Below are 23,263 nucleotides of genomic sequence, written 5' to 3'. Positions count from 1 at the left end.
GTTGGAAAGCCCCCTTCGTTCAAAGTAGGGCTCATTAAACATATCAATGGCGTATGCATAAACGTTGATCAAGCGTTGAGGTTGGTTGAAGGGTCCAACGTCCCTTCGGCGCGGCCCGTCTAACCTGCTTTATCTTAATAAAGTGGCGTCTTCCCGCCGTTAGCCGATGATGCAAGGGCGCTCGGCGTTTTCGACTGGTTTATGCACGCAAAGTCTGGGAATATACAAGGCGCATGTCTTACTGTCTAACCAGTTGCGCCAAGGAGGCACCATGGATTACAAGATCACCGGCTACGAGCCCGCCCAGCTGTTCCATTTCTTTGAGGAGGTCAGCGCGATCCCCCGTGGGTCTGGCAACGAGAAGGGCATCAGCGATTTCCTGGTTGCGTTTGCCAAGGAGCGCGGCCTCGATGTGTACCAGGACGAGGTCTACAACGTCATCATTCGCAAGCCCGCTTCTGCCGGCGCCGAGAATGCCCCGACCGTGATGCTGCAGGGCCACATCGATATGGTGTGCGACAAGTTGGGCTCTGTTGAGCACGACTTTACGACCGACGGTATCGACCTGGTCGTCAAGGACGGCGTCCTCACCGCTAACGGCACTACCCTGGGCGCCGACAACGGTATCGCCGTCGCTCTGATGCTCACTGTTCTCGATGACGATTCGATCGTTCACCCCGCCCTCGAGTGCGTATTCACCACCGACGAGGAGACTGGCCTGGTCGGCGCCGAGACGCTCGACAAGTCCCAGATTAGCGCCCGCACCATGATTAACCTTGACTCCGAGGAAGAGGGCGTTGCCACCGTCAGCTGCGCCGGCGGCGTCGTTGTTACCTACACCTGCCCCATCGTGCGCGAGCACAAGACCGGCAGCACCCTCACGCTCGACATCTCCGGCCTACTGGGTGGTCATTCCGGCAACGATATCAACCTGGAGCGCGGCAACGGCAACCTCATCATGGCCCGCATCATCGACCGCCTGATGGTCGCCGGCGAGCCCGCCATCGTCAGCTTTAACGGCGGCACTAAGGACAACGCCATCAACCGTGAGTGCAAGGCCGAGCTGGTTTACGCCGACCACGCTGCCGCCGAGGCCGCGGCCCAGATCGCAAAGGACATCATCGCCGACGTCACTGCCGAGCTCGAGGTCTTCGACCCCGGCTTTACCTGCACCGTCGAGATTGCCGACGACGCCGAGGTCGAGGCCATGGATCAGAAGTCCGCGCTTGCCCTCATCCGCGCCCTGCGTCTTGCCCCTAATGGCGTGATTCGCCGCAACGTCGCCACCGACGGCTCCGTCGAGGTTTCCTCCAACATCGGCGTGGTCGCCACTTCCGACGACCAGGTCAAGATCATGCTGTCCCCGCGCTCCTCGATCACCTCGCTGCAGAACGAGTTCAAGGACCGCCTGCAGACGCTGGCCGATGTCTTGGGCTTCGACGCCAAGTTCGAGTTCGAGTATCCCGGCTGGAGCTATGCCGAGCATTCGCCGGTCCGCGACGTTTTTGTCGAGAGCTATCGCGAGCTCTTTGGCTCCGAGCTGCGCATCGAGTCCATTCACGCCGGCCTTGAGTGCGGCCTGTTTGCTGAGGCCCTGCACGGCCTGGACGCCATCGCCGTGGGCCCGACGCTCTCCGATGTCCACACCCCGGACGAGAGCATGGAGCTCGCTTCTGCCGAGCGCTTCTACGAGCTGCTCATCGACGTCCTCAAGCGCCTTGCCGCGTAAGGGTCGCGCTAGCAGCAGTTCGAGCCACGTGCTAGCGGATTGCAAATGACATTACGAGAGGGGGCATCCGAACTTTTGCGACGGGTGCCCCCTCTTCTTTTAAGAAATGTGGATTGATTGGCGCCTAGCCCATATCCGCCTTGATGAGGTCGAGGGTGCGCTGGCAGTTTTCGCGGACGGGGCCGAGCATGTGCTCGCGCAGGTCCGCCATGCCGGGCAGGTCGGCGTATTCGTCCATGATCTCTTCCATGCAAATGGGCACCTCGTAGGCGAGGTCCATCATGGTCGCAAAGCAAAACTTCTCGGATAGCCCGGCATCGGTGAGCGCCGCCTCCAGCGCGGGGTCGCCCATACCGTGGTATCGGCGGATAGCGCCTGGACCGATGCGCCCCACTCGATTTTCGCCGCCAACGCTCATGGCAAGGCGCGCCCGGCGGCGCATACGCTCGTACGCCAAGCCCGATGCGACATCGTACATGGGTGCGAGCGCTGCGTTTGTGCCTTTACCTAGGATGAGCGAGTAGTTTTTAGCGTGTGCGTCAGGCGCTCCGATAATGGCGTTATAGAACAACATATAGGTAAAAAGCACAAGATTCATGTGGTGGGGGACTGTGTTAATCAGTCGTTCTTGGATGTCTCGTGTGGTTGGTCCTCCGTCGGCGGTGTATTTCTGGCTTGGCAATACACCGAGCGCCTGGCAAAAGTCCTCCTGATGCAGCCTTTCGATATTTCCGCTGCTATTGACCATTCTGTCGTACCGTTCAACGACGAGCGCGGCTTCGTCTTCAAATGTGCAATAGGAGACGTTGGCAGTTGGAATGCCAACACGCCGAGCCGTTTTCATGCAGACGAATTCGTTTAAGGCCTGATGTTTGAACCCAACGACACCATTTTTGAAGATATGGGTAGTGGGGGATGACCCTAGACATTCGCACCATTGGCCATCATGCCAAGCTAGTGCAAATTTGCCTTGGTTGCCGCCCAGGGACCAGCTTTCGTTGGAGCCCATCCATGTCTCTCTTTCGTCATCGCGAATTGCTTTGAGCTTGTGAGCGATTTGAGAATTGGTAAGCGGGCGGTATGCCGAGACCCTGCCGCGGGCGGCGCCTAATTGATCGGTTCGACAAAACTGAACGGCCCCTGCGCAGTCAAGACCGATATGGCACAAGAGGGCGACGGGGTTGTTGGATGCAACGTCATGCTCGGCGGCAATAGCGCGGCGCTGCTCTTGGCTGTCGGGCAAAAGGCCAAATAGGAACGGGCGGACGATGTTATGGCCATACGTGCGATTGGAAAGCGGCATTGTAAGCGATAGTGGTGCTCCGCGATAGGTTGGGGCGTATACAAAGCTGCAGAGTCCATGCTCGTCTTGCCGGAGAGTGCCTGCGATTTCGCCACAAATGAGGGTCGCAAGCTCCATCTCTGCCATTTATTTCACAACCTTACAGCCAAAGGAGAGGTCTGAAGTGTCGGAAAGGCCTTGCTCGGCTGCGATTTGGGCCAGCAAGGCACCATAGGAAGATGGCGTTCCCTGTCGAGCGGGTCGTCTGCCTACGCTTGGCTTTGGCAGGGCATTCGAGTTCGCGATAGGGAGGTCCGCTTTCGTCGTCGGATGTTCGGAGGGCGATGCGATGGAGTCGTTATCGCTTTGCGCAAAGAGACCTATGCCGAGTGCGTTAAAGACGGACAGCAACTTGTCGAGTCGAATGCCGGTGGCGTCTCCTAGCTCGAGCGATGCGAGCAGGCGCTCCGAAACACTGGCCGTTTTGGCGAGGGCGGCACGGGTGAGACCCTGAGCCTCGCGTGCCTGGCGCACGTAGATGCCAGCTTGGCGTGGTGTGGTGATGGGAAGGGTATCCATGGCGATCTCCAACATGCAGACTTTTGCATATCAGTATGACATGCAAAAGTCTGCACGAAAAGGCCTCATGCAAAACTTTGCATGAGGCCTTGTACTGGCGTTGAGTTTTGAGCGATTGCGTTTGGCGTTACAGCGCCAAAATCCCCAGATGCTCAAGCAAGATCTTAAGCCCGATGAGGATGAGCACGACGCCACCCACGATGGTGGCGGGCTTTTCGTAGCGCGCGCCAAAGGTGTGGCCGATCGCTACGCCGGCGACGGAGAAGATAAAGGTCGTGATGCCGATGAGCGACACGGCGGGCATGATGTCGACTGAGAGCGCCGCAAATGAGATGCCTACGGCTAGGGCGTCGATTGAGGTGGCGATGGCGAGGATCAGGTACTCGCCCAGGTCAATCTTTTCGGCATCCTTGCCGTCGCCTTCATCCTCGTCATCGGTAAAGGCTTCCCACAGCATTTTGCCGCCGATGAAGGCCAAAAGGATAAAGGCGATCCAATGGTCGATGGGTCCGATGATGCCCATGAATTGACTGCCGAGCGCCCATCCGATTACGGGCATGCCGGCCTGAAAGCCGCCAAAGAACAGGCCGAGCACCACGGCGACTTTAAGGTTGATCTTCTTCATGCCAAGGCCCTTGCAGATGGATACGGCAAAGGCATCCATCGAAAGGCCAACGGCGAGCAGTACGAGCTCTGCGAGTCCCATAGTCTGGCTCCCTCTCTGCGGGCGGGCCCGCGTGTACCTCTTGGGGGAGTAACAAAAAAGACCCGTGGCGTACGCGTTGCGCGCACAGCCACGAGTCTCGTTCATTAAGGCAAGCCAGGCCGCATCGGCCAGTGTGTTGACTTGCCGCGCCACCGGAGGCGAACCCGATCACGCGACTACTCCCTCATTTATGCGAATCCCGATGCTACCACATAAGCAGCTCATTTGGATTGGGGCTCTCAGCTGTGTTCGCTCATTCTGTAAGCATCGGATTTTGCGGGCGTCACAGAGGCAAACCGTGAGAAACTTATTGACGTTTATGGAGCGTATACGATGGGAGCGATGCCTTGGATAAGAACGAGCTGCAAAAGCGTATGGAACAGGCCATCCGCCTGACGGCACCTGGCCAGCCGATCCGCACCGCCCTCGACATGATCATCGCTGGTCACCTGGGCGCTCTTATTTGCGTCGGCGACACCGAAAACGTGCTCGCTGCTGGTAACGACGGCTTCCCGCTCAACATTTCGTTTACCTCGAACCGCCTGTTCGAGCTTTCCAAGATGGACGGCGCCATCGTCATCGACGGCGACCTCACCCAGATCCTGCGCGCCAACTTCCACCTCAATCCCGATCCCTCACTCGCCACGAGTGAGACGGGCATGCGTCACCGCACCGCCGCCCGCATGTCGGTGCTCACGGATGCCATCGTGATCTCGGTCTCGGCCCGTCGTGCCGTCGTCAACGTGTACGTTCACGGCAAGAGCTACGAGATCCAGCCCGTCACCACCATCATGAGCTCGGTCAACCAGCTCGTCGCCACGCTCCAGACTACCCGTCAGTCGCTCGACCGCTCCCTGCTGCGTCTGACGGCCCTCGAGCTCGACGACTACGTTACGCTCGCCGACATCACCGGCATTTTCTCGAGTTTCGAGATCATGCAGCAGGCAAAGACTGAGCTTAAGGATTGCATTGTCAAGTTGGGCAACCAGGGCAAGCTCGTGCAGATGCAGCTCGAGCAGCTCGCCGGCTCCAGCATGGATACCGAGTACGACCTGATGATTCGCGACTACGCGAGCGATTCTTCCGAGGCCAATGCCGAAAAGATCCGCGCCAACCTGAGCCGTATGACGCCCAAGGACTTGTCCGACCCGCAGCATGTGGCGGCGGTTCTGGGTTACGACGACCTGGACGAGGACTCCGTCATGACACCGCTGGGCCTGCGCACGCTTTCGCGCGTGTCCGTCGTGCGCGACGGCGTGGCCGAGAAAATCGTCGACGAGTATGGATCGCTGCAGGAGCTCATGGACGACATCAGCGAGGATCCGGAGCGCCTGGGCGACTTTGGCGTTAACAACCCTGCCATTCTTGCGGACTCCCTGTACCGCATGAAGGGCACCAAACAGGGGAACGCATAATGGCGCCCGTATGCGCCGTGGTCGTTGCCGGTGGCAGCGGCCAGCGCTTTGGTAACCCCGGTGGCAAGCAGCTCGTCAATGTAGCGGGTCGTCCGCTTATGAGCTGGTCCATCCGCGCATTTGACCGTAGCAATAAGGTCGGCCACATCGTCGTGGTTTGCCCTGCCGAGCGTCGTGCCGAGATGCGCCGCCTGGCCATCAGCCCGTATTCGTATAGCACGCCCATCAGCTTTGCCGATGCCGGCGAGACCCGCCAGGATTCCACCCGCGCCGGCGTGCACGCGGTGCCGGCGGGCTTTGAATATGTCGCCATCCACGATGGCGCCCGTCCGCTCATTACGACCGAGGCTATCGACCACGCTATCGACGTGCTCGTGAGCGACCGTGCCCTCGACGGTGTCGTGTGCGGTCAGCCCGCGATCGATACGCTCAAGATCGTCGATGGCGACAACATCGTCGAGACGCCGCCGCGCGAGCTCTATTGGGCCGCGCAGACGCCGCAGATCTTTAGCGTCGACGCCATGAAGCGCGCTCACGCCGCGGCGATTGCCGAGGGCTTTATCGGTACCGACGATTCATCGCTGGTCGAGCGCATGGGTGGGCGCGTCCGCTGCGTCCAGAGCCCACGCGACAACCTAAAGGTGACGGTGCCCGAGGACCTTCGTCCCGTAACCGCGATTCTGCTTGGCCGTATGGCCGAGGGAGAGGACCTTCCCCATGTTCAGTAACCTGCGCATTGGCCATGGCTACGACGTCCACCGTCTGGTGGAGGGGCGTCGATGTATCATCGGCGGTGTTGACATTCCCTACGAGCGCGGCCTGCTGGGCCACTCGGATGCCGATGTGCTCGCGCACGCCTTGGCCGACGCCATTCTGGGCGCCTGCCGCGGGGGAGACATCGGCAAGCTATTCCCCGATACCGACCCCGCCTATGAGGGTGCCGATTCGATGGTGCTGCTCGCTCGCGTGATGGACTACGCGCGCGAACTGGGCTTCGAGTTTGTCGATGCCGATTGCACCATTGCCTGTCAGCAACCCAAGATCACCCCGCACCGCGATGCCATGCGCGCCAACCTTGCCCATGCCCTGGGCGTCGACGTCGAAAACGTGGGCGTCGCCGCCACTACGACCGAAAAGCTCGGTTGGGAAGGCCAGGGCGAGGGAATCGGTGCCTGGGCCGTCTGCCTGCTACAGAAAACCGTTAAGGAGTAACGAATGCGTATCTACAACAGCGCTACCCATAAAAAGGAAGAGTTCCAGCCCATCGAGTCCGGCAAGGTCCGCATGTACGTGTGCGGCCCCACGGTCTACGACAACATCCACATCGGCAATGCCCGCACGTTCATCAGCTTTGACGTGATTCGTCGCTGGCTCATCGCGAGCGGCTACGAGGTCACGTTCGCCCAGAACCTCACCGATGTCGATGACAAGATCATCAAGCGCGCCAACGAGCAGGGCCGAACGGCCGCCGAGGTCGCGACGGAGTTCTCCGACAAGTTTATCGGCGTCATGCGCGCCGCCAACGTGCTCGATCCCGATGTGCGCCCCCGCGCCACCAAGGAGATCGGCCCCATGATCGCCATGATCAAGACGCTTATCGAGCAGGGCCACGCTTACGCAGCCGATAACGGCGATGTGTACTTTGCCGTGCGCAGCGATCCCAACTATGGTCAGGTCTCGGGCCGCAACATCGACGACCTTATGGTTGGCGCGCGCATCGAGGAGAACGAGGACAAGAACGATCCGCTCGACTTTGCCCTGTGGAAGGCCGCTAAGCCCGGCGAACCCAGCTGGCCGAGCCCCTGGGGCGAAGGCCGTCCCGGTTGGCACACCGAGTGCGCCGCCATGGTGCATCGCTACCTGGGCACTCCGATCGACATCCACGGCGGCGGCTCCGACCTTGCCTTCCCGCATCACGAGAACGAGTGCGCTCAGGCCACCTGCGCCTGGCACCAGGGCTTCTCCAACACCTGGATGCACACGGGCATGCTGCTGGTCGACGGCGAGAAGATGTCCAAGTCGCTCGGAAACTTCTTTACGCTGGCCGAGGTGCTCGAACAGCACTCTGCCGCGGCCCTGCGCCTGCTGATGCTGCAGACGAGTTATCGCTCGCCGCTTGACTTCTCCTGGGAGCGTCTGGATGGTGCCGAGAACTCGCTCACACGCATTGCCGGTACGGTCGAGAACCTGCGCTGGGCCGCGAACCATGCGACGGCCGATGCCGATGAGGCAGCATCCGAGGCGTTTGCCGCTAAGGCCGCCGAGGCCCGTGCCGCCTTTAAGGAGTGCATGGACGACGACTTTAACACTGCCGGTGCCATGGGTGCTGTCTTTGGCTTTGTGACCGAGTGCAACCAGTACCTGGAGCAGGCGGGCGACGCTGCCGACAAGGCCGCTGCGCTTGCTGCTGCCGATACGCTGGTCGAGCTGCTCGATACGTTTGGCGTCGAGCTCCCCGAGCCCAAGGTCGAGTTGCCGCTGGGCCTGCTGGGCGTTGCCGCCGGCCTGGTCGCCTACACGGGTGACGACGTGGACGAGGCCGCTGCCAAGATTCTCGAGGCCCGTGCCGAGGCCCGTGCCGCCAAGAACTGGGATCTGGCCGACGCCATCCGCGACCAGCTCAAGGACCTGGGCCTGACGATTGAAGATACGGCCGCGGGTACTCGTATTAAGAGTCTCTAGTATTTGTCGACCGTTCGAGGTGCGGCAGATTGCCTTGAAAGAGGAGGGCATAGACCTGGTGGTCATGCCCAACGATTGAAAGGCAAGGTGCCGTGGCTCGGACGGTCGATTCTTGTTCGTTATCTATTTAAGGAGGCCGTTTTATGGCCGACAATCGCAAACGTGCACCGCGTGGAGGCAAGCAGGCTGCTTCTGGCTCGCGTCCGATTCGCCGCAACGACCGCGCTGCCACTCCCAAGGGCCAGCGCGAGCGCTCCCAAGCCCAGGCTGCGCGTTCGCAGCGAGATCGCAACCGCGACAACGTTCAGGTTCCCAAGGGCGAGTTTATCGAAGGTCGTCGTGCTGCCGCCGAGGCACTGCGTACCGGCTTTCCCGTCAAGTGCGCGCTCATCGCCGAGGGCGGGGAGCGCGATGCCGCCTTGTCGCGCCTGGTCGACGACCTCAACGCCGCGGACGTCCGCATTAAGTATGTGCCGCGCACGCAGCTCGATGCGCTGTCGAGCCATGGCGCTCACCAGGGCATTGCGCTCGAGGTGGGCAATTTCCCCTATGCCGATGTCGCCGATATTCTCGATCGCGCGGGTGAAGGACCGGCGCTCGTCGTCGTGCTCGACCATGTGACCGACGATGGCAATTTTGGTGCGATCGTGCGCTCTGCCGAGGTCGTGGGCGCAGCGGGCGTCATCATTGCCAACAAGCGCGCCGCCGGTGTGACCGTGGGCAGCTACAAAACCTCCGCTGGTGCCGTCATGCACCTGCCCATCGCGCAGGTTCCCAATATCGCCCGAGCGCTTGACGACCTCAAGGCCGCCGGCTTTTGGGTGGGCGGTGCTTCCGAGCACGCCGAGGGCAGCTGCTGGGATGCTCCCTTCGAGGGCCGCGTTGCGCTCGTCATGGGCTCCGAGGGCGACGGCATCTCGCGCCTGGTGCTCGAGAAATGCGACTTTTTGACCAAGCTTCCCCAGCGCGGCATGACCGAGAGTCTCAACGTGGCCCAGGCGACCACCGCGCTGTGCTTTGAGTGGCTGCGCCGCAATGCCGGCGAGCTCATGGGGGAGGAGTAGCGCATGTCCAAGAAGAACCGCGCCAAGTCCAAGGCCAAGCGCTTTGGCGAGGGCTCGGCCAAGCCGATTGTTTCGGCCGCGACCTATGGCGTGGGCGGCAATGCGTTTGCGCAGGCCATCGCCGACCCGGTCTCGACGGTGCACTCCAATAAGCCCGAGCTGCTGGTGGTCGACGGCTACAACGTGATTCACTGCACGCCGCGCTACGAAAAGCTCGTCTACGACCATTCCGACGATCCATATTCCAGCGACGTCCACGATATGGCTCGTACTGCGCTTATCAACGATGTCGCGGCGTTTGCCCAGGGCCGTTACGAGGCCGTGATCGTGTTCGACGGCGCGGGCAACATCTCCAACGAGCGCCCCAACCTACCGGCCCGCGGCGTGCGCATCGAGTTCTCGCCGACGGGCGTCTCTGCCGATACCGTGGTGCAGAAGCTCTGCATCGAGGCGCGTGAGGAAGGCCGCGCGTGCTCCGTGGTATCGAGTGACGGCACAATACAGGCCGTCGTCATGGGCAAGGGCGTCACGCGCATCTCGAGCCGTATGCTGGTGGACGAGATCAAACAGATCGACAACGACGTTCACGAGGCCGAGGAAGCCCCGCAGATCAAGATGACCCTGGGCAGTCGCCTGAGCCCCGATGCCCTGGCCAAGCTCAAGGCCCTGCGCGGACGGTAGGGGAGTTGCGGCAGAGAGCCGTTTCCTAGATTGGTCTACCCGCTGATTTGTAATCAGTGGGTTGCGGGTTTGCAGCTGTCAAAACGAATAGGTTTATGTTTTGACGAACAGATAAAACTGTTCGTTCTGACGAACGGTTTTTGAGATGTGGTCGGTCGAAGGGCCTGTTGCGCCCCGTCCTCAATTCCTTTATCCTAAACAGGCTTCGCGCGAAAGCGCCAAGTGTGCCAGTGTGGCGCAACGGTAGCGCAACTGATTTGTAATCAGTGGGTTGCGGGTTCGATTCCTGTCACTGGCTCCATGAGAGTTTCGGGCTCTGTCTCTATATGGGACAGAGCCCGTTTCTATTTAGGTGGTGCGCCATCGGGTTAGCGCCCATCCCGTTTTTGGTTTGTCTCGTCCTCCAGTTTGTCTAAATCTGTAACACCAAGACCGATATTCGGCATCTAACTGTTACAGATTGAGATGAAACTTAGGGTGTTTTAGGAATATCTTGATCTGTAACATGTAGAAGCGGAATAGGCCTCTTGCTGTTACAGATCGAGACAAGGGCGGGCGCGGATCTGGATGTCCTGCTCGAGCGTGGATTTCTGGATACGCGAGCGAAGAAAATCTCCCGACCGGAGAACGAGCGTGGATAATTAACTTGGATAGGGAGCTAAGGTAAACACCGATTGTCTATCGACGGCTTTAGAAACAACGGCCCCGATTTCATTGTGGAATCGGGGCCGTTTGTGCCTCAGGAATCCGAATGGATTAATCGAGCTCCTAAGGAACTTCTTGGGTTCTTGCTAATGGTCTGCCGAGGATGTCCCCAATGCAAACAGCGGGCATCTACTCAATATAGCTGGGGTTCTTCTTGATGATCACGCGTGCAGCGATGAAGGAGACGACGATGGCGATGATGGCGACAACGCATGCCAGCACGAAGTTACCCATGGACCCATCGGGAGCGATAAAGATGAGTGCCGAAAGAAGGCCGGGGCATGCTCCCGCAACATACTCTTTCAGAACAAAGATGCCTGCAGGGAGTCCAGCGCAGAGCGCGCCGATTGCCGTGCCGACAAGCAGGCGGGGACGCTCGATGAGGCAACCGTAGAACGCGGGCTCGGTTACGCCACAGAGTGCGGTGACGGCAACCGTGGTGACCATACCCCTCTTCTCTTTGTTTCCCTTCATGGCAGTTGCCAGGGCGAGGCTCGTGCCGCCAATGCAGAGGTTCGAGATGAATCCAAAGATAATGGGTGCCCAACCGAGCTGCGCCAGGCTCGTAACTTCGATTGCGATGTAAGCCTTATCGAGACCGAGCATGACGAAATAGGGGTTAAGGGCTGCCAGGATCGGAGTAGCGATAAATGCCACGTTGTCCATAAGCCACGTGACGGCATCGCTCAGCGCGTAGCCCATCATGCTGCCGGCGGGGCCAAGGATAATAAGCTCGACGGGCACGACGATGATCATGGTGAGCAGCGGCTTCAAGAACAGTTTGGTAACGTCGGGAATAATCTTCTGAAGGCCGCGGTCGACAAAGTACATGAATACAACGCCCAGTACGATGGGCACTACCGTACTCGAATAGTCGTTCGTCGGGATGGGAATACCAAGAAAGTCGAGACCCTCGGCACCGCTAATGGACGAGCTGATCATGATCGCGCCCAGCAATGCGCCCATGATGGGCTGCATCTTCATGACGGCCGCGAGCTGATAACCAAGATAAACGGGTAAGAAGCTAAACGAAGCGCTAAAGATCGCCAACAGGACCTGGGCGGTTCCGCTATCGGTGCTCAATCCGCAATAATTGACCAGGAGATTCTTGATCGAAAGAATGAGTCCGCCAACGATGAGCGCCGGGACGATGGGCATGAATACCTGTGCAGAGACGTTCCCGAATTTCTCAATCAAGCCCATGGCGGTGTTACCGCTTTTAATGCCTTCTGCAAGGTCTTTGGCGGTTTGGGCATCGTCGGCAACCGTGCCACCGCCGACTTCGATTCCCGCGAAGTCGAGGAAGTCGTTGTAAGCCTCGGTGACGTTGGGGCCGATGATCACCTGAAGCTGGCCACCGCTGACTACTGCCCCGAGCGCCTGATCGGCCGATTTGGCGAGCTGGAGATCGATGATCGAGGTGTCTCGTGCGTCGATGCGAAGGCGCGTCGCACAATGAGTTACCGATGTAATGTTCTCTTTGCCGCCAACAGCCTTTAGGACTGTTTCGGACATTGCCTGATATTTCATCTCTTTCTCCTAACCTTCCTGCTCCTGATACTTCGAGATAAGGTCTCGGTACCAATACCAGCTCTTTTTGGGGGTGCGCTCCAGATTGTTCTCGAAGTCGATATGGACAAGTCCGTATCGTTTTTCGTAGCCGTTGATCCAGCTATACAGATCCATCGTCGACCAGAGGTAGTAGCCCTCAACGCGCGCGCCGTCGCGCTTAGCCCTCATCATGTGCTCGATGAACTGGCCCAGAAGCTCGATGCGGTCATCATCGTGGATCATTCCGTCTGCGTCTGGTTGCTCATAGGCGCCATGTCCGTTTTCCGTAATAAAGATGCGGGGCGCGTCATAGCGCTCGTGGACATCCATGATGGTTGAATACATGCAACCTGGGAGTATTTCGCGGCCCCATTTATTGCGGGGAACATTGCTGTCGCGGGCGCTTTCAAACAAGGGCGCAATGCATTTTCCTTCGACCTTTTTGCTCGAACCGCCCTTATTGTTCGCCGAAACGGCAAGCTCTCCACCGTGCCAGTCGGTTACATACTCTCGGCAATACACGTTGAGTCCAATAAAATCGACTTTACCGTCTCTGAATTCTTCTACGTCATTTGGGGATCGATAGAGCGAGACGCCAAGTTTTTCAAGGATTTCGTCCATTTCTGGCGGCAGTTGACCCTGAAGCGCTGGTGCCAGAATCATGCGATTGGCGAAAAAGTCTGCGTATCGAAATACGTCATCAGGGTGCTCGGTTGCCGGGTCGAGTTCGACAACGCCGCCATCGTGGACGGCGCCGATGATGCCGTCGTAGCCCATTTGACGATATGTTCGGACTGCGAGTGCGCTCGCGCGCATCAGGTTGTACTGAAACTGCATGTACGACTGAACGTCGAGCGATCGATTGGGGGGATAGTTGCCCAACATGTTTACGCAGTAGCTGTAGAAATGCGGCTCGTTAACGGTAGCCCAGATTTTGACGCGGTCTCCAAAGCGCTCAAAGCAAATCTTGGCGTATTTGCAGAACCACTCTGCCATGTCGTTGTTCAGCCATCCGCCTTTGCAAGCAAGCGTGAATGGTAGATCGTAATGGAACAGCGTAACGTTGGGCTCTATGCCATTTTCGAGGCAACAATCAATGACCCGATTATAAAAATCGATACCCTCTTCATTCACTTCGCCGATACCCGTGGGGATGATTCGACTCCATGAAAGAGAGAAGCGATAAGTGTTTTGTCCGCCTTCTTTCATCATGCGGATATCTTCTTCATAGCGATGGTAGAAGTCGCAAGATACATCACCGTCAACATGGTTGATGTTCTTATTGCTTGTGTGGCTAAAGAAATCCCACTCACCAAGGCCTTTGCCGTCTTCGTTCCAGGCACCCTCGCACTGATAAGACGCCGTGGCGGAACCCCAGAGAAACGGCATGTTGTTCACGTTGTCCATGAATCCCCTTTCCATCATTCAACACGGTGGATACGTGTGGCGGAATTACGATTAAGATGACGTCAACTGATTTGAATCATAGGAGAACGACCAAAGCTGTTTGATTCAATAAATGAACCATGATTTCGAGGAGAGCGGAAAGAGGGATCACGTGAATATCAATGACTTCGATGTGCTCAATCGCATTAGCTCAATCATCAACAGCGAGTTTGGGTCAAACGATGCCGCCATCGCTCGATATCTCATCGCTCACATTAGGCGTTCGAGCGAAATCAATGTTGCCGCAATAACCCGCGATGCATTCGTGACCCGTTCCGCTGTTCGTCGTTTCTGCAATCGATTGGGCTACCAGTCTCTTAGCGATTTGAAAGAATCATTTACTCAATCAGTCTTTCCAAGCGACTTAAGCCATCGAGAGGAGGAATTTGGCTACGAGGAGTACAGGGCAGAGCTCGACGTTCGCATGATCGAGATGTTCGCTGAGGTTGAAAGCGGCGTGTCCGATATCGCTATTAAGCACCTTGCCGACGAAATTGATGGCCATAAAAACGTTGAAATCTGGTGCACCAATAATGTGAGCGCCAATCTCGTACGATTTCAGCAGGAAATGTTTTATGCGGGCAAGATAGTTCGCATAGTTGCTGGGGCTAACGTCGCGGAATTGAAAAACATGGGAGACGTTTCGCAGTCATTGATAATTCTCGTATCGGTCTCCGGGCTATTTGCGTCACAGGCACGTGAGTATCTTGATTGCCGTTCGGGCAGGAAGATTCTAATTACTGCGTTTAGCAACGATGACAAATCGAGGTCTTTTGACCGTGTATATCGTCTTGGTAATGCGGGAAACGGAATTGACCGACTCGGCGTTTATTCGAAATATGCCATGACTTATTTCTTCGACTTGCTATCGTCGTGTTACTTGAGTCGCTACCCCTGCACCAAGGGGGAGCCGCTCTATGGGTCTACTTTGGCCTGGCCCGAGTAGTTCGGCTCTATAGTTCTCCCGCCTAGAGAATGAGCGTGGATAATCTGCCACTTTGGCCTCAGAAACACGCCAAAAGTGGGAGATTATCCACGCTCGATGTCAACCGGGAGAAAATCCACGCTCGATTGTGCCGTGGAAGCCCGATTGCAACTTATGTAATAGTGCAAGAGGGTCGTTATCGAAGTTCGTTCCAGCCAGCGTACTCCACTACGACAAAGTGTTCCCTCGGGAAATGTTACCGCTACATGCAAATCCAGCGTCCTTCATATCCAAACTCAACAAAACCGCAGGTCAAAGGTATATAGATACGCCCGGAACCGTGTATCTAGAGGTTTTCGTTGACAGCCCCCAAGGTTGCATCGTATTATCTTTTTCGTTCGCGGGGGCGGCGGTCCAAAAGACCAAAGGACCTGCGGATACTTGAACGATTGGGAGTTTGCCCGAGTGGTTAATGGGGACGGGCTGTAAACCCGTTGGCTCTGCCTACATAGGTTCGAATCCTATAGCTCCCACCCGTCAAGTGCCTGTATAGCTCAGTCGGTAGAGCACTTCGTTGGTAACGAAGAGGTCACCAGTTCAAGTCTGGTTGCAGGCTCCATCCGGCGGTGTAGCTCAGTTGGTTAGAGCACACGGTTCATACCCGTGGCGTCACTGGTTCGAATCCAGTCACCGCTACCATAGGTAACACGGTGGCTTCTCAATAGTATGTTGAGAGGCCACTATGGTATAAAGGCAAAGTCCCGTCCGGGGACGACCTGTTTAGAGGAGGGCTTTATGGCCAAAGAGAAGTTTGAGCGCACTAAGCCGCATGTTAACATCGGCACCATTGGTCACGTCGACCACGGCAAGACCACGCTGACCGCTGCCATCACCAAGGTTCTCTCCGAGACCGAGGGCTGCAAGGCTGACTTCACTGCGTTCGAGAACATCGACAAGGCTCCCGAGGAGCGCGAGCGCGGCATTACGATCTCCGTCTCCCACGTCGAGTACGAGACTGCTGCCCGTCACTACGCTCACGTTGACTGCCCGGGCCACGCTGACTACGTCAAGAACATGATCTCCGGCGCTGCTCAGATGGACGGCGCTATCCTGGTCATCGCTGCTACCGACGGCCCCATGGCTCAGACCCGCGAGCACATCCTGCTCGCCCGTCAGGTCGGCGTTCCTTACATCGTCGTCTTCCTGAACAAGTGCGATATGGTCGACGATGACGAGCTCATCGACCTCGTCGAGATGGAGACCCGTGAGCTCCTCTCCGAGTACGATTTCCCCGGCGACGACATCCCCGTCATCCGTGGTTCCGCTCTGGGCGCTCTCGAGGGCGACGCCAAGTGGATGGACGCTATCCGCGAGCTCATGAACGCCGTCGACGAGTACATCCCGACGCCTGCTCGTAACAACGACCTCCCGTTCCTGATGGCCGTTGAGGACGTTATGACCATCTCCGGCCGTGGTACCGTTGCTACCGGCCGTGTCGAGCGCGGTGAGCTCAAGCTCAACGAGCCCGTCGAGATCGTCGGCATCAAGGATACCCAGAACACCGTCGTTACCGGTATCGAGATGTTCCGTAAGTCCATGGACTTCTGCGAGGCTGGCGACAACGTCGGTCTGCTGCTCCGCGGCATCAAGCGCGAGGACATCGAGCGCGGCCAGGTTCTCTGCAAGCCCGGTTCGGTTACCCCGCACACCAAGTTCACCGGTGAGATCTACGTTCTGACCAAGGAGGAGGGCGGCCGTCATACCCCGTTCTTCGATGGTTATCGTCCTCAGTTCTACTTCCGTACCACCGACGTTACCGGTACGGTCAAGCTCCCCGAGGGCACCGAGATGGCTATGCCTGGTGACCACATCACCATCGAGGGCGACCTCATCCACCCGATCGCCATGGAGGAGGGCCTGCGCTTCGCTATCCGCGAGGGTGGCCACACCGTCGGTTCGGGCATCGTCTCCACGATCATTGAGTAAATTTGCTCTTTGATATAGCTGACTTAGAGAACCCGGCACTTATATGGGTGCTGGGTTCTTTTTACGCGGGACTTTTTGCCTGACGAATACGCTTGGCTTGCTTTTAAGCTGAACGTGACGGATCGATTAGATCTCGATGGCTTCATTGATGTGTTTCAAATATGAATGGATCCACCGAGAACCAATTGACTCGAGGTTTTCGTTGACAGCACTTACGTAGAGCTGATAAAGTATCAACTTGTGCCCGTACGGGGTGGAAATGAAAGGTTCAGGATAAATGCGTACTCTAGTTACTCTTGCGTGCACTGAGTGCAAGCGCCGCAACTATACGACGACCAAGAACAAGTCGAACATGCCTGATCGTATGGAGATCAAGAAGTATTGCCCCTGGTGCCGTCACCACACGCTGCACAAAGAGACTCGCTAGTCTCTAGTCACATACGCCAGTAGTTCAATTGGTAGAGCATCGGTCTCCAAAACCGAGTGTTGAGGGTTCGAGTCCTTCCTGGCGTGCCAGTCATTATTCCGTAAGCTCCCATTTGGGGGCTTACGGTTTACTCATGTATAAGCGCATTGCGCGGAGGTAACCCAAATGGCCAACAAGAAGAACAAGAAGAAGGCACAGCAGCAGGCGCCTGCCAACAACGCTGCCGCCAACTCCAAGGTTGAGGCCAAGAAGGCCGTTGCCAAGAAGAACGAGAAGGCTGCGAAGTCCAAGAAGAACGAGAAGCCTGGTTTCTTCGCCCGCACCAAGAAGTATTTCGCTTCGGTCAAGTCCGAGATGAAGCGTGTCACGTGGCCTGATAAGAAGGAGCTCGTAAACTACTCGGTCGTCGTTTGCGCTTCTCTGGTCGTCGTCGGCGTCGTCATCGCTCTGCTCGATGCTGGCTTTGGCGAGGCTCTTGCTCTGTTCTCTGGATTGAGGGGCTAAACCATGTCTAAGCGTTGGTACGTCGTTCACACTTACTCCGGATACGAGAACCGCGTAAAGTCCGATCTCGAGCATCGTATCGAGACCATGGGCATGCAGGACCGTATCTTTGATATCGAGATTCCTATGGAGCGCGTCACCGAGATCAAAGAGGGTGGCAAGCGCGAGACCAAGGATTCTAAGATCTTTCCGGGTTATGTCCTGGTTCGCATGGAGATGGATGACGATGCGTGGACGTGTGTTCGCAACACGCCCGGCGTCACCGGTTTCCTAGGCGGCAACGGCAAGCCCGCTCCGCTTTCCCGCGACGAGTACAACAAGATGACTCGTCGTCCCGGTAAGGGCGATTCGCCCAAGCGCACCTCGGTTGATATTCAGGTCGGCACGTCCGTCCGCGTCACCGATGGCCCGCTTACCGACTTTGATGGCAAGGTCTCCGAGGTTAACACCGAGGCTGGCAAGCTCAAGGTCACGCTGATGATCTTTGGCCGCGAGACGCCGGTCGAGCTCGACTTTAACCAGGTCGCTGTCATCGCTTAAGTTTTCGTCCGTTCGCGCGAGCGTGCTTCTTCTGTGACTGCTCATCTCAGGAGTGCTTCTAACACGTGCGTGCTTACGATATAGCAAGTACTTCACACTCGTGATTCGAAAGGAATGACCATGGCTGAGAAGAAGGTTGCCAACGTCATTAAGCTCCAGATTCCTGCTGGTGCAGCTAACCCCGCTCCTCCCGTCGGCCCCGCTCTGGGCGCTGCTGGCGTGAACATCATGCAGTTCTGCCAGGCCTTTAACGCCGAGACGCAGGACAAGAAGGGCGACATCATCCCCGTTGAGATCTCTGTCTACGAGGATAAGTCCTTCTCCTTCATCACCAAGACCCCGCCGGCGGCTCACCTCATCAAGAAGGAGCTGAACCTCAAGTCTGGTTCCGCTAAGCCCCAGGCCGACAAGGTTGGTCAGCTCTCCCAGGAGCAGCTCACCAAGATCGCCGAGATCAAGATGCCGGACCTCAATGCCAACGACATTGACGCCGCCAAGAAGATCATCGCCGGTACCGCCCGTTCCATGGGCGTCACCATCGCTGAGTAGCGATTTCTTATGGTAACGACGGGTGCTCCGACCTGGGCGCCCGTTAAATGTGTGCAATAGGGCACACGATACGATGTGGGAGGGCTCACGCCCGTTTAACCACAGGAGGTAATGCACATGGCTAAGCATGGTAAGAGCTATAACGCCGCTGCCGAGAAGATCGATCGCGCCACGCTCTACACCCCCCTTCAGGCTGCCAAGCTCATTAAGGAGCTCGACACCGCCAAGTTCGACGAGACCGTCGAGGCCCACTTCCGTCTGGGCATCGATACTCGTAAGGCTGACCAGAACATCCGTGGTTCCATCTCCCTGCCCCACGGCACCGGCAAGACCGTTCGTGTTGCCGTCTTCGCCGAGGGCGAGAAGGCCCGCGAGGCTGAGGCTGCCGGCGCCGACATCATCGGTTCCGACGAGCTTGTCGCCCAGATTCAGAAGGGCGAGATCAACTTCGACGCCGCTATCGCTACGCCGAACATGATGGCCAAGGTTGGCCGCATCGGTAAGATCCTTGGTCCCCGTGGCCTCATGCCGAACCCCAAGCTCGGCACCGTGACCATGGACGTCGCCAAGATGGTCTCCGAGCTCAAGGCTGGCCGCGTTGAGTACCGCGCCGACCGCTACGGCATCTGCCACGTGCCCCTGGGCAAGAAGTCCTTCTCTGAGCAGCAGCTCGTCGAGAACTACGCTGCCCTGTACACCGAGATCCTGCGCGTCAAGCCCTCTTCTGCTAAGGGCAAGTACGTCAAGTCCATCTCCGTGTCTTCCACCATGGGCCCTGGCGTCAAGGTCGATCCCGCTGTCCAGCGTGACTTCCTGGCTGAGTAACTGCTAGTTACTGCCTGAGCAAAGCAAGCATTGCTAAAGAAACCCGGTTCTGCCTTGTGCAGGACCGGGTTTCTTGTTGTCTCGTGGCAAAACCAACACGAAGGGGACAGGCACCTTTGAGGTGGTTACCAGGGTGTTCTGGCTGTTGAGGACTCGATGGCATCGTGGCGTTTGAGCTCGCGGCGCATGGTTTGCGAATTGAGCCAGGCCGCCTGCCAGCCACGGATGGGGTAGCGCGTCTGGTCGAGCTCAAACTGCGTATAGCCGCAGGCGTTGATGATCGTCGTTCCACACACATGCTGCCGCTCGCGCTGAAAATCGTAACCGTAGCTTTGGTGTATATGCCCATGCACCATGTAGTCGGCCCCCCAGGACTCAAGCGCCGTGTTAAAGCACTCAAACCCTCGATGCGGCAGATCGTCCAGATCACCCATACCGGCCGCGGGTGCATGGGTAAGCAGAATGTCGCACCCGCCGACCATCCTAACCTTACGCGACAGCTTACGCATGCGCTTGGACATCTCGCGTTCGGTGTACATGTTGGCGCCGTCGCGATAACGCATGGACCCGCCAAGGCCCGCAATGCGAATCCCTCGGTATGTGTACACGCTGTCTTCCACGCAGATACATCCACCCGGTGCATGACGTGCGTAGCGGTCATCGTGATTGCCGCGTACGTAGATGAGCGGTTTGTTGATGACTGTGACCAAGAACTCAAGATAGTCCGGGTCCAGATCGCCGGCGGACAAAATCAGGTCGACACCCTCAAAGCGTTCCTTGCGAAAGCACTCCCAAAGGCATCGTTCTTCGGTATCGGCTATGGCAAGGATCTTCATAGGGCGGTAACTCCCGGCTCATCGTCGAGCTGTGGAATGGTGCCCACCACGTTGTCCGCCAGCCAATTCATCTCGACAATCTGCGTGCTCGGCAGCGGAGGGAAGCCTTCGATCTGTACCACGCCGCTCTGGCTGTGGAGCTCGCCGCCAAAGGGGTTGATGGATCCCTCGACAATGCCATTGCGGAGCAACTGCACGAGTTTGCGCGTCTGGTAGGGTAGGCCCGGAGCGTAACGGATGTCGATAACGCCGGAGCTCATGCCGTACCAGTAGTTGACGGCGCGCACTTGGTTGTCATCGCTGGTCTCGTCCCACGTGCCGTGCAGAAGGCTGCGAACGATGAGCTCGTAGTAACGGCCCCAGTTCCATACCGGCATGGCGATGCCGGAAACCTTGCCATCGACCAGGCGGTGGAGTCCGTAGGCCGTAGGGTCTTCGAGCGACTTTGACATGTCAGCGCCGGTCATGACGCTCACGCCTTCGCGGCACATGGCCTCGGCAAGACCGCCGGCGGGCACATCGCCCCAGGTGAGGATAATTTGCGCGCGGGGGTCGAGCAGCGAGGCGCCGATGGCAAAGGCATTGATCTCGCTGAGCGCGCCGGATGCGAAGACCGACGCGTGGTAGCCGATGCGATGGTTGTCCGCCATGCTGGCGGCAAGGGCGCCCAGGAGGAACTTGGCCTCGTACATCTTGCCAAAGTACGAACGGACGCTTTGGTGGGGAAGGCCGATAGAGCAGTTAAGGAACCGAACCTGGGGATACTCAACGGCAGCTCTGAGCGTGTATTCCATCAGGCGGTGCGAGGTCGAGAAGATGACGTTGTCTCCATGTTTGACAGCCGTTTCCACGGCGGCGTAGAACACGTCCGGATCGTGACAGTCCTCGAACGCCTCGGTGCGCACGATACCGTCAAAGTGCTCATCGAGATACTGACGTCCTTGGTCGTGCAGACTGTCCCAGCTCGACGTCGCACAGGGGAACTCATGGATAAAGGCGATACGCAGGGGGTTGGCCGCCGAATAGACAGTCTTGCCCATAAAGAAGTTGAGTACGCCGGAGGTGGACTTGGCGGGCGACTCCTCCTCATCGACGCTCGGCGCTTCGACAAGATCGACCTTGTCCTCGTCATTTTTGCCGGCAATGACCAGCTCGCGCCAAATCTTGCACAGGCGGTTTACGACGATATCCGTTGGCGTATCCAGCAGACGGTCCTGGTTGTACACATTGAGGTACACGAGCATGGCGTCGGCAGGCGTAATGTCCAGGTGGTCGCCGCCTGCGCGAAGGTAGGCGCGCTTAAAGAGCAGGAAGGTATGGCGCAGGTAGTCGACCTTTTTCTGCGGCCATTTTTCGATAAGGTTCTGACCGAGCATCTTGGCGAGCGTTTCGTAGCTTCCCTCACGCGAGAACTCGATCTCGTATAGGGGGCAGACGCGCCAAAACGCGCAGAACTCACCGTACAGGCGGCTTTCGACGGAATCCCATGTGCCGGGGTAGAGACGGGTGACCTTGGCCGAAACCGTCGGGGCGTCTAGGAATTTGAGGACACTGACGCGTTTGTTGCCTTCCTGGACATAGAACCGATGCATGAACTCGGTGACGATGATGGGGTCGCGATAGCCCTCGGTCACCTGGATGTCGTAGAGGTTGGACCACTTGCGGGCGAACTCGGTGCTAAACGGAAGCAGGGGCATAAAGTTACACGAAAAGGCGGACTGACGGCCCTTGGTGACCGTGCCGACGACCATTTCGAGCGGAATATCCCTTAGGCCGACATTCTCACGCTGACCTAAGGGGAGCTGAGCAACCAAGCTATCGAGGTCCGTAAGGTATGGATGCTCGCTTTGGCTGATGGCGCGACGGCGTCCCTGCTCGCCGCGCTTGCGTGCTTGACGATAGGCCTCTTCCATGGTGTCTACTCCCTTAGTCGTTTAAACAACGATATGAACCATGGTACCACGAATGAAAACCACCACAAAGATGCCTGTCCCCTTTGCGGTGGTTTAGGCGATGATGGGGGCGATGGCGCGGATGCAGGCGTCGGCTGCCGTGAAAGTAGTGCTGTCGTCGTTGACGATAAAGATGATCTTTCCTTTGATGCCAAAGTCGCCGATTTCGCTAAAGAGTACGTAGGGCTCCTTGTCAAAGCCCGAGATGGGCGAGACGGCCGTTTTGGTTGCGCTCGTGAGCTCGTCTGCCAGCACGTCAAGGGAGGCCCACTTAGACGTGTCCTTTACGGCAACGGGCACGGCCACGCGCCCAAAGGGCATCAAATGCACGAGCGTGTTCTTGGAGATATTTGAGTTGGGGACGATGATGGTTTGCCCGCAGGCGTCCTCGATGGTCGTATGGCGCCAAGTGATGTCTTGGACCACGCCGGATACGCCGCCGACCTCGATATTGTCGCCGGGTTTGATGATGCCCATAAAGGTCACTTGCATACCGCCGATAAGGTTTGACAGCGTGTCCTGAAAGCCAAGCGAGATAGCGATGCCGCCGACGCCAAGAGCGGCGACGAGCGCGTTTGCGTTAATGCCAAAGCAGTTGTCGAGGATAAAGCTGCCGCCAATCATCCAGATGACGGCGCGCGCGATGTTGATGAAGATGCTCGATGCTGGGAGCGGGTTATCATCGCGGTTAAGCAGGTGGTGCAGGGTCTTGGACGCGATTTTGGCGGCAACGGCGGTGCCGATGGCCAAGATACCGGCCCAGATGATGTTGTGGACCCATCGTTGTGCAAAGAAATGAAGAATTGGCTCAAACAATTCCATGTAGGGAAACCTCCTCATGATCATCCAACCATGATACCCACCAAGAAGCCCGTCCGA

At 57.8% G+C, this 23,263-nt stretch carries 22 protein-coding genes and 5 tRNA genes; 19 read left to right on the top strand and 8 right to left on the bottom strand.

The features are described 5' to 3' along the window. Window positions 1–271 precede the first annotated feature (271 nt). Window positions 272–1,729, top strand: a complete 1,458-nt coding sequence (locus PMX70_RS07715) for an aminoacyl-histidine dipeptidase (protein ID WP_271743263.1) — start codon at window positions 272–274, stop codon at window positions 1,727–1,729. A 124-nt stretch (window positions 1,730–1,853) separates the two neighbouring features. On the opposite strand, the gene PMX70_RS07710 is transcribed toward PMX70_RS07715, so the two are convergent. The 3 genes from PMX70_RS07710 to PMX70_RS07700 form a co-directional block, all read right to left on the bottom strand. Next, window positions 1,854–3,158: a type II toxin-antitoxin system HipA family toxin gene (locus tag PMX70_RS07710; protein WP_117639517.1), complete on the bottom strand. Its 1,305-nt coding sequence runs from the start codon at window positions 3,156–3,158 to the stop codon at window positions 1,854–1,856. After that, the gene (locus tag PMX70_RS07705; protein WP_158549257.1) at window positions 3,159–3,590 is read right to left on the bottom strand and encodes a helix-turn-helix domain-containing protein; all 432 of its coding nucleotides are present in this window, start codon (window positions 3,588–3,590) and stop codon (window positions 3,159–3,161) included. Between the two features lie 127 nt (window positions 3,591–3,717). After that, the gene (locus PMX70_RS07700) at window positions 3,718–4,296 is read right to left on the bottom strand and encodes a manganese efflux pump MntP (protein ID WP_117756900.1); all 579 of its coding nucleotides are present in this window, start codon (window positions 4,294–4,296) and stop codon (window positions 3,718–3,720) included. A gap of 374 nt (window positions 4,297–4,670) precedes the next feature. Here PMX70_RS07700 and disA point away from each other — a divergent pair, with 374 nt between their 5' ends. From disA to PMX70_RS07665, 7 genes are all read left to right on the top strand, one after another. Beyond that, window positions 4,671–5,711 (top strand): DNA integrity scanning diadenylate cyclase DisA, encoded by a 1,041-nt coding sequence (disA, locus tag PMX70_RS07695; protein ID WP_369831362.1) that lies wholly within the window; start codon window positions 4,671–4,673, stop codon window positions 5,709–5,711. Further along, window positions 5,711–6,439 carry a 2-C-methyl-D-erythritol 4-phosphate cytidylyltransferase gene (gene ispD / locus PMX70_RS07690; protein ID WP_117655051.1) on the top strand — a complete coding sequence of 243 codons (729 nt, stop codon included), beginning with the start codon at window positions 5,711–5,713 and terminating at the stop codon, window positions 6,437–6,439. Before disA ends, ispD begins: the two co-directional genes overlap by 1 nt. Next, the gene (gene ispF / locus PMX70_RS07685) at window positions 6,429–6,923 is read left to right on the top strand and encodes a 2-C-methyl-D-erythritol 2,4-cyclodiphosphate synthase (protein WP_006234975.1); all 495 of its coding nucleotides are present in this window, start codon (window positions 6,429–6,431) and stop codon (window positions 6,921–6,923) included. Before ispD ends, ispF begins: the two co-directional genes overlap by 11 nt. Window positions 6,924–6,926: 3 nt before the next feature. Further along, complete coding sequence (gene cysS / locus PMX70_RS07680) at window positions 6,927–8,393, top strand: cysteine--tRNA ligase (RefSeq protein ID WP_117773481.1); 1,467 nt, start codon at window positions 6,927–6,929, stop codon at window positions 8,391–8,393. 143 nt (window positions 8,394–8,536) lie between these two features. Then, window positions 8,537–9,457: a 23S rRNA (guanosine(2251)-2'-O)-methyltransferase RlmB gene (gene rlmB / locus PMX70_RS07675; RefSeq protein WP_124785977.1), complete on the top strand. Its 921-nt coding sequence runs from the start codon at window positions 8,537–8,539 to the stop codon at window positions 9,455–9,457. A gap of 3 nt (window positions 9,458–9,460) precedes the next feature. Continuing rightward, on the top strand, window positions 9,461–10,138 hold the full coding sequence (locus tag PMX70_RS07670; RefSeq protein ID WP_055309418.1) for an NYN domain-containing protein: 678 nt from the start codon (window positions 9,461–9,463) through the stop codon (window positions 10,136–10,138). Between the two features lie 226 nt (window positions 10,139–10,364). Beyond that, window positions 10,365–10,439, top strand: a tRNA-Thr gene (locus PMX70_RS07665). A gap of 533 nt (window positions 10,440–10,972) precedes the next feature. On the opposite strand, the gene PMX70_RS07660 is transcribed toward PMX70_RS07665, so the two are convergent. Together PMX70_RS07660 and PMX70_RS07655 are read right to left on the bottom strand one after the other, a co-directional pair. Further along, complete coding sequence (locus tag PMX70_RS07660; RefSeq protein WP_117646058.1) at window positions 10,973–12,373, bottom strand: PTS transporter subunit EIIC; 1,401 nt, start codon at window positions 12,371–12,373, stop codon at window positions 10,973–10,975. Between the two features lie 9 nt (window positions 12,374–12,382). After that, window positions 12,383–13,801: a glycoside hydrolase family 1 protein gene (locus PMX70_RS07655; RefSeq protein WP_117646059.1), complete on the bottom strand. Its 1,419-nt coding sequence runs from the start codon at window positions 13,799–13,801 to the stop codon at window positions 12,383–12,385. Window positions 13,802–13,952: 151 nt separating this feature from the next. Between PMX70_RS07655 and PMX70_RS07650 the strand changes: the two genes are divergently transcribed. From PMX70_RS07650 to rplA, 11 genes are all read left to right on the top strand, one after another. Continuing rightward, complete coding sequence (locus PMX70_RS07650; RefSeq protein ID WP_158550121.1) at window positions 13,953–14,786, top strand: MurR/RpiR family transcriptional regulator; 834 nt, start codon at window positions 13,953–13,955, stop codon at window positions 14,784–14,786. A 430-nt stretch (window positions 14,787–15,216) separates the two neighbouring features. Next, window positions 15,217–15,298: transfer RNA gene (locus tag PMX70_RS07645), tRNA-Tyr, on the top strand. Window positions 15,299–15,308: 10 nt separating this feature from the next. Beyond that, window positions 15,309–15,384: transfer RNA gene (locus tag PMX70_RS07640), tRNA-Thr, on the top strand. A 3-nt stretch (window positions 15,385–15,387) separates the two neighbouring features. After that, window positions 15,388–15,464, top strand: a tRNA-Met gene (locus PMX70_RS07635). 96 nt (window positions 15,465–15,560) lie between these two features. Next, complete coding sequence (gene tuf / locus PMX70_RS07630) at window positions 15,561–16,751, top strand: elongation factor Tu (RefSeq protein WP_117563790.1); 1,191 nt, start codon at window positions 15,561–15,563, stop codon at window positions 16,749–16,751. A gap of 277 nt (window positions 16,752–17,028) precedes the next feature. Continuing rightward, on the top strand, window positions 17,029–17,178 hold the full coding sequence (rpmG, locus tag PMX70_RS07625; protein ID WP_117655047.1) for a 50S ribosomal protein L33: 150 nt from the start codon (window positions 17,029–17,031) through the stop codon (window positions 17,176–17,178). Window positions 17,179–17,191: 13 nt separating this feature from the next. Beyond that, window positions 17,192–17,267 (top strand) — tRNA-Trp (locus PMX70_RS07620). 76 nt (window positions 17,268–17,343) lie between these two features. After that, window positions 17,344–17,682, top strand: a complete 339-nt coding sequence (secE, locus tag PMX70_RS07615; protein ID WP_271743262.1) for a preprotein translocase subunit SecE — start codon at window positions 17,344–17,346, stop codon at window positions 17,680–17,682. Between the two features lie 3 nt (window positions 17,683–17,685). Continuing rightward, window positions 17,686–18,222 carry a transcription termination/antitermination protein NusG gene (nusG, locus tag PMX70_RS07610; protein WP_006234984.1) on the top strand — a complete coding sequence of 179 codons (537 nt, stop codon included), beginning with the start codon at window positions 17,686–17,688 and terminating at the stop codon, window positions 18,220–18,222. Between the two features lie 120 nt (window positions 18,223–18,342). After that, on the top strand, window positions 18,343–18,771 hold the full coding sequence (gene rplK, locus PMX70_RS07605) for a 50S ribosomal protein L11 (RefSeq protein WP_022093893.1): 429 nt from the start codon (window positions 18,343–18,345) through the stop codon (window positions 18,769–18,771). A 117-nt stretch (window positions 18,772–18,888) separates the two neighbouring features. Next, window positions 18,889–19,596: a 50S ribosomal protein L1 gene (rplA, locus tag PMX70_RS07600; protein ID WP_022093892.1), complete on the top strand. Its 708-nt coding sequence runs from the start codon at window positions 18,889–18,891 to the stop codon at window positions 19,594–19,596. 125 nt (window positions 19,597–19,721) lie between these two features. On the opposite strand, the gene PMX70_RS07595 is transcribed toward rplA, so the two are convergent. The 3 genes from PMX70_RS07595 to PMX70_RS07585 form a co-directional block, all read right to left on the bottom strand. Further along, window positions 19,722–20,432, bottom strand: a complete 711-nt coding sequence (locus tag PMX70_RS07595; protein ID WP_271743261.1) for a metallophosphoesterase family protein — start codon at window positions 20,430–20,432, stop codon at window positions 19,722–19,724. Continuing rightward, entirely contained in the window at window positions 20,429–22,345 is a 1,917-nt protein-coding gene (locus PMX70_RS07590; RefSeq protein ID WP_271743260.1) for a BMP family ABC transporter substrate-binding protein, read from the bottom strand. Before PMX70_RS07590 ends, PMX70_RS07595 begins: the two co-directional genes overlap by 4 nt. 93 nt (window positions 22,346–22,438) lie before the next feature. After that, window positions 22,439–23,206, bottom strand: a complete 768-nt coding sequence (locus PMX70_RS07585; protein ID WP_271743259.1) for a mechanosensitive ion channel family protein — start codon at window positions 23,204–23,206, stop codon at window positions 22,439–22,441. Window positions 23,207–23,263 lie beyond the last annotated feature (57 nt).

Source organism: Collinsella aerofaciens, assembly GCF_028206795.1.
GTDB lineage: Bacteria > Actinomycetota > Coriobacteriia > Coriobacteriales > Coriobacteriaceae > Collinsella > Collinsella aerofaciens_AX.
The sequence above is the reverse complement of the archived record's forward strand: the minus strand, read 5'-3'. Positions and strand labels throughout refer to the sequence as shown.

Excerpts from the sequence above, each read along its gene's own strand:
- PMX70_RS07715 (WP_271743263.1), top strand. The coding sequence starts at position 272 with ATGGATTACAAGATCACCGGCTACGAGCCCGCCCAGCTGTTCCATTTC.
- PMX70_RS07710 (WP_117639517.1), bottom strand. The coding sequence starts at position 3,158 with ATGGCAGAGATGGAGCTTGCGACCCTCATTTGTGGCGAAATCGCAGGC.
- PMX70_RS07705 (WP_158549257.1), bottom strand. The coding sequence starts at position 3,590 with ATGGATACCCTTCCCATCACCACACCACGCCAAGCTGGCATCTACGTG.
- PMX70_RS07700 (WP_117756900.1), bottom strand. The coding sequence starts at position 4,296 with ATGGGACTCGCAGAGCTCGTACTGCTCGCCGTTGGCCTTTCGATGGAT.
- disA (WP_369831362.1), top strand. The coding sequence starts at position 4,671 with ATGGAACAGGCCATCCGCCTGACGGCACCTGGCCAGCCGATCCGCACC.
- ispD (WP_117655051.1), top strand. The coding sequence starts at position 5,711 with ATGGCGCCCGTATGCGCCGTGGTCGTTGCCGGTGGCAGCGGCCAGCGC.
- ispF (WP_006234975.1), top strand. The coding sequence starts at position 6,429 with ATGTTCAGTAACCTGCGCATTGGCCATGGCTACGACGTCCACCGTCTG.
- cysS (WP_117773481.1), top strand. The coding sequence starts at position 6,927 with ATGCGTATCTACAACAGCGCTACCCATAAAAAGGAAGAGTTCCAGCCC.
- rlmB (WP_124785977.1), top strand. The coding sequence starts at position 8,537 with ATGGCCGACAATCGCAAACGTGCACCGCGTGGAGGCAAGCAGGCTGCT.
- PMX70_RS07670 (WP_055309418.1), top strand. The coding sequence starts at position 9,461 with ATGTCCAAGAAGAACCGCGCCAAGTCCAAGGCCAAGCGCTTTGGCGAG.
- PMX70_RS07660 (WP_117646058.1), bottom strand. The coding sequence starts at position 12,373 with ATGAAATATCAGGCAATGTCCGAAACAGTCCTAAAGGCTGTTGGCGGC.
- PMX70_RS07655 (WP_117646059.1), bottom strand. The coding sequence starts at position 13,801 with ATGGACAACGTGAACAACATGCCGTTTCTCTGGGGTTCCGCCACGGCG.
- tuf (WP_117563790.1), top strand. The coding sequence starts at position 15,561 with ATGGCCAAAGAGAAGTTTGAGCGCACTAAGCCGCATGTTAACATCGGC.
- rpmG (WP_117655047.1), top strand. The coding sequence starts at position 17,029 with ATGCGTACTCTAGTTACTCTTGCGTGCACTGAGTGCAAGCGCCGCAAC.
- secE (WP_271743262.1), top strand. The coding sequence starts at position 17,344 with ATGGCCAACAAGAAGAACAAGAAGAAGGCACAGCAGCAGGCGCCTGCC.
- nusG (WP_006234984.1), top strand. The coding sequence starts at position 17,686 with ATGTCTAAGCGTTGGTACGTCGTTCACACTTACTCCGGATACGAGAAC.
- rplK (WP_022093893.1), top strand. The coding sequence starts at position 18,343 with ATGGCTGAGAAGAAGGTTGCCAACGTCATTAAGCTCCAGATTCCTGCT.
- rplA (WP_022093892.1), top strand. The coding sequence starts at position 18,889 with ATGGCTAAGCATGGTAAGAGCTATAACGCCGCTGCCGAGAAGATCGAT.
- PMX70_RS07595 (WP_271743261.1), bottom strand. The coding sequence starts at position 20,432 with ATGAAGATCCTTGCCATAGCCGATACCGAAGAACGATGCCTTTGGGAG.
- PMX70_RS07590 (WP_271743260.1), bottom strand. The coding sequence starts at position 22,345 with ATGGAAGAGGCCTATCGTCAAGCACGCAAGCGCGGCGAGCAGGGACGC.
- PMX70_RS07585 (WP_271743259.1), bottom strand. The coding sequence starts at position 23,206 with ATGGAATTGTTTGAGCCAATTCTTCATTTCTTTGCACAACGATGGGTC.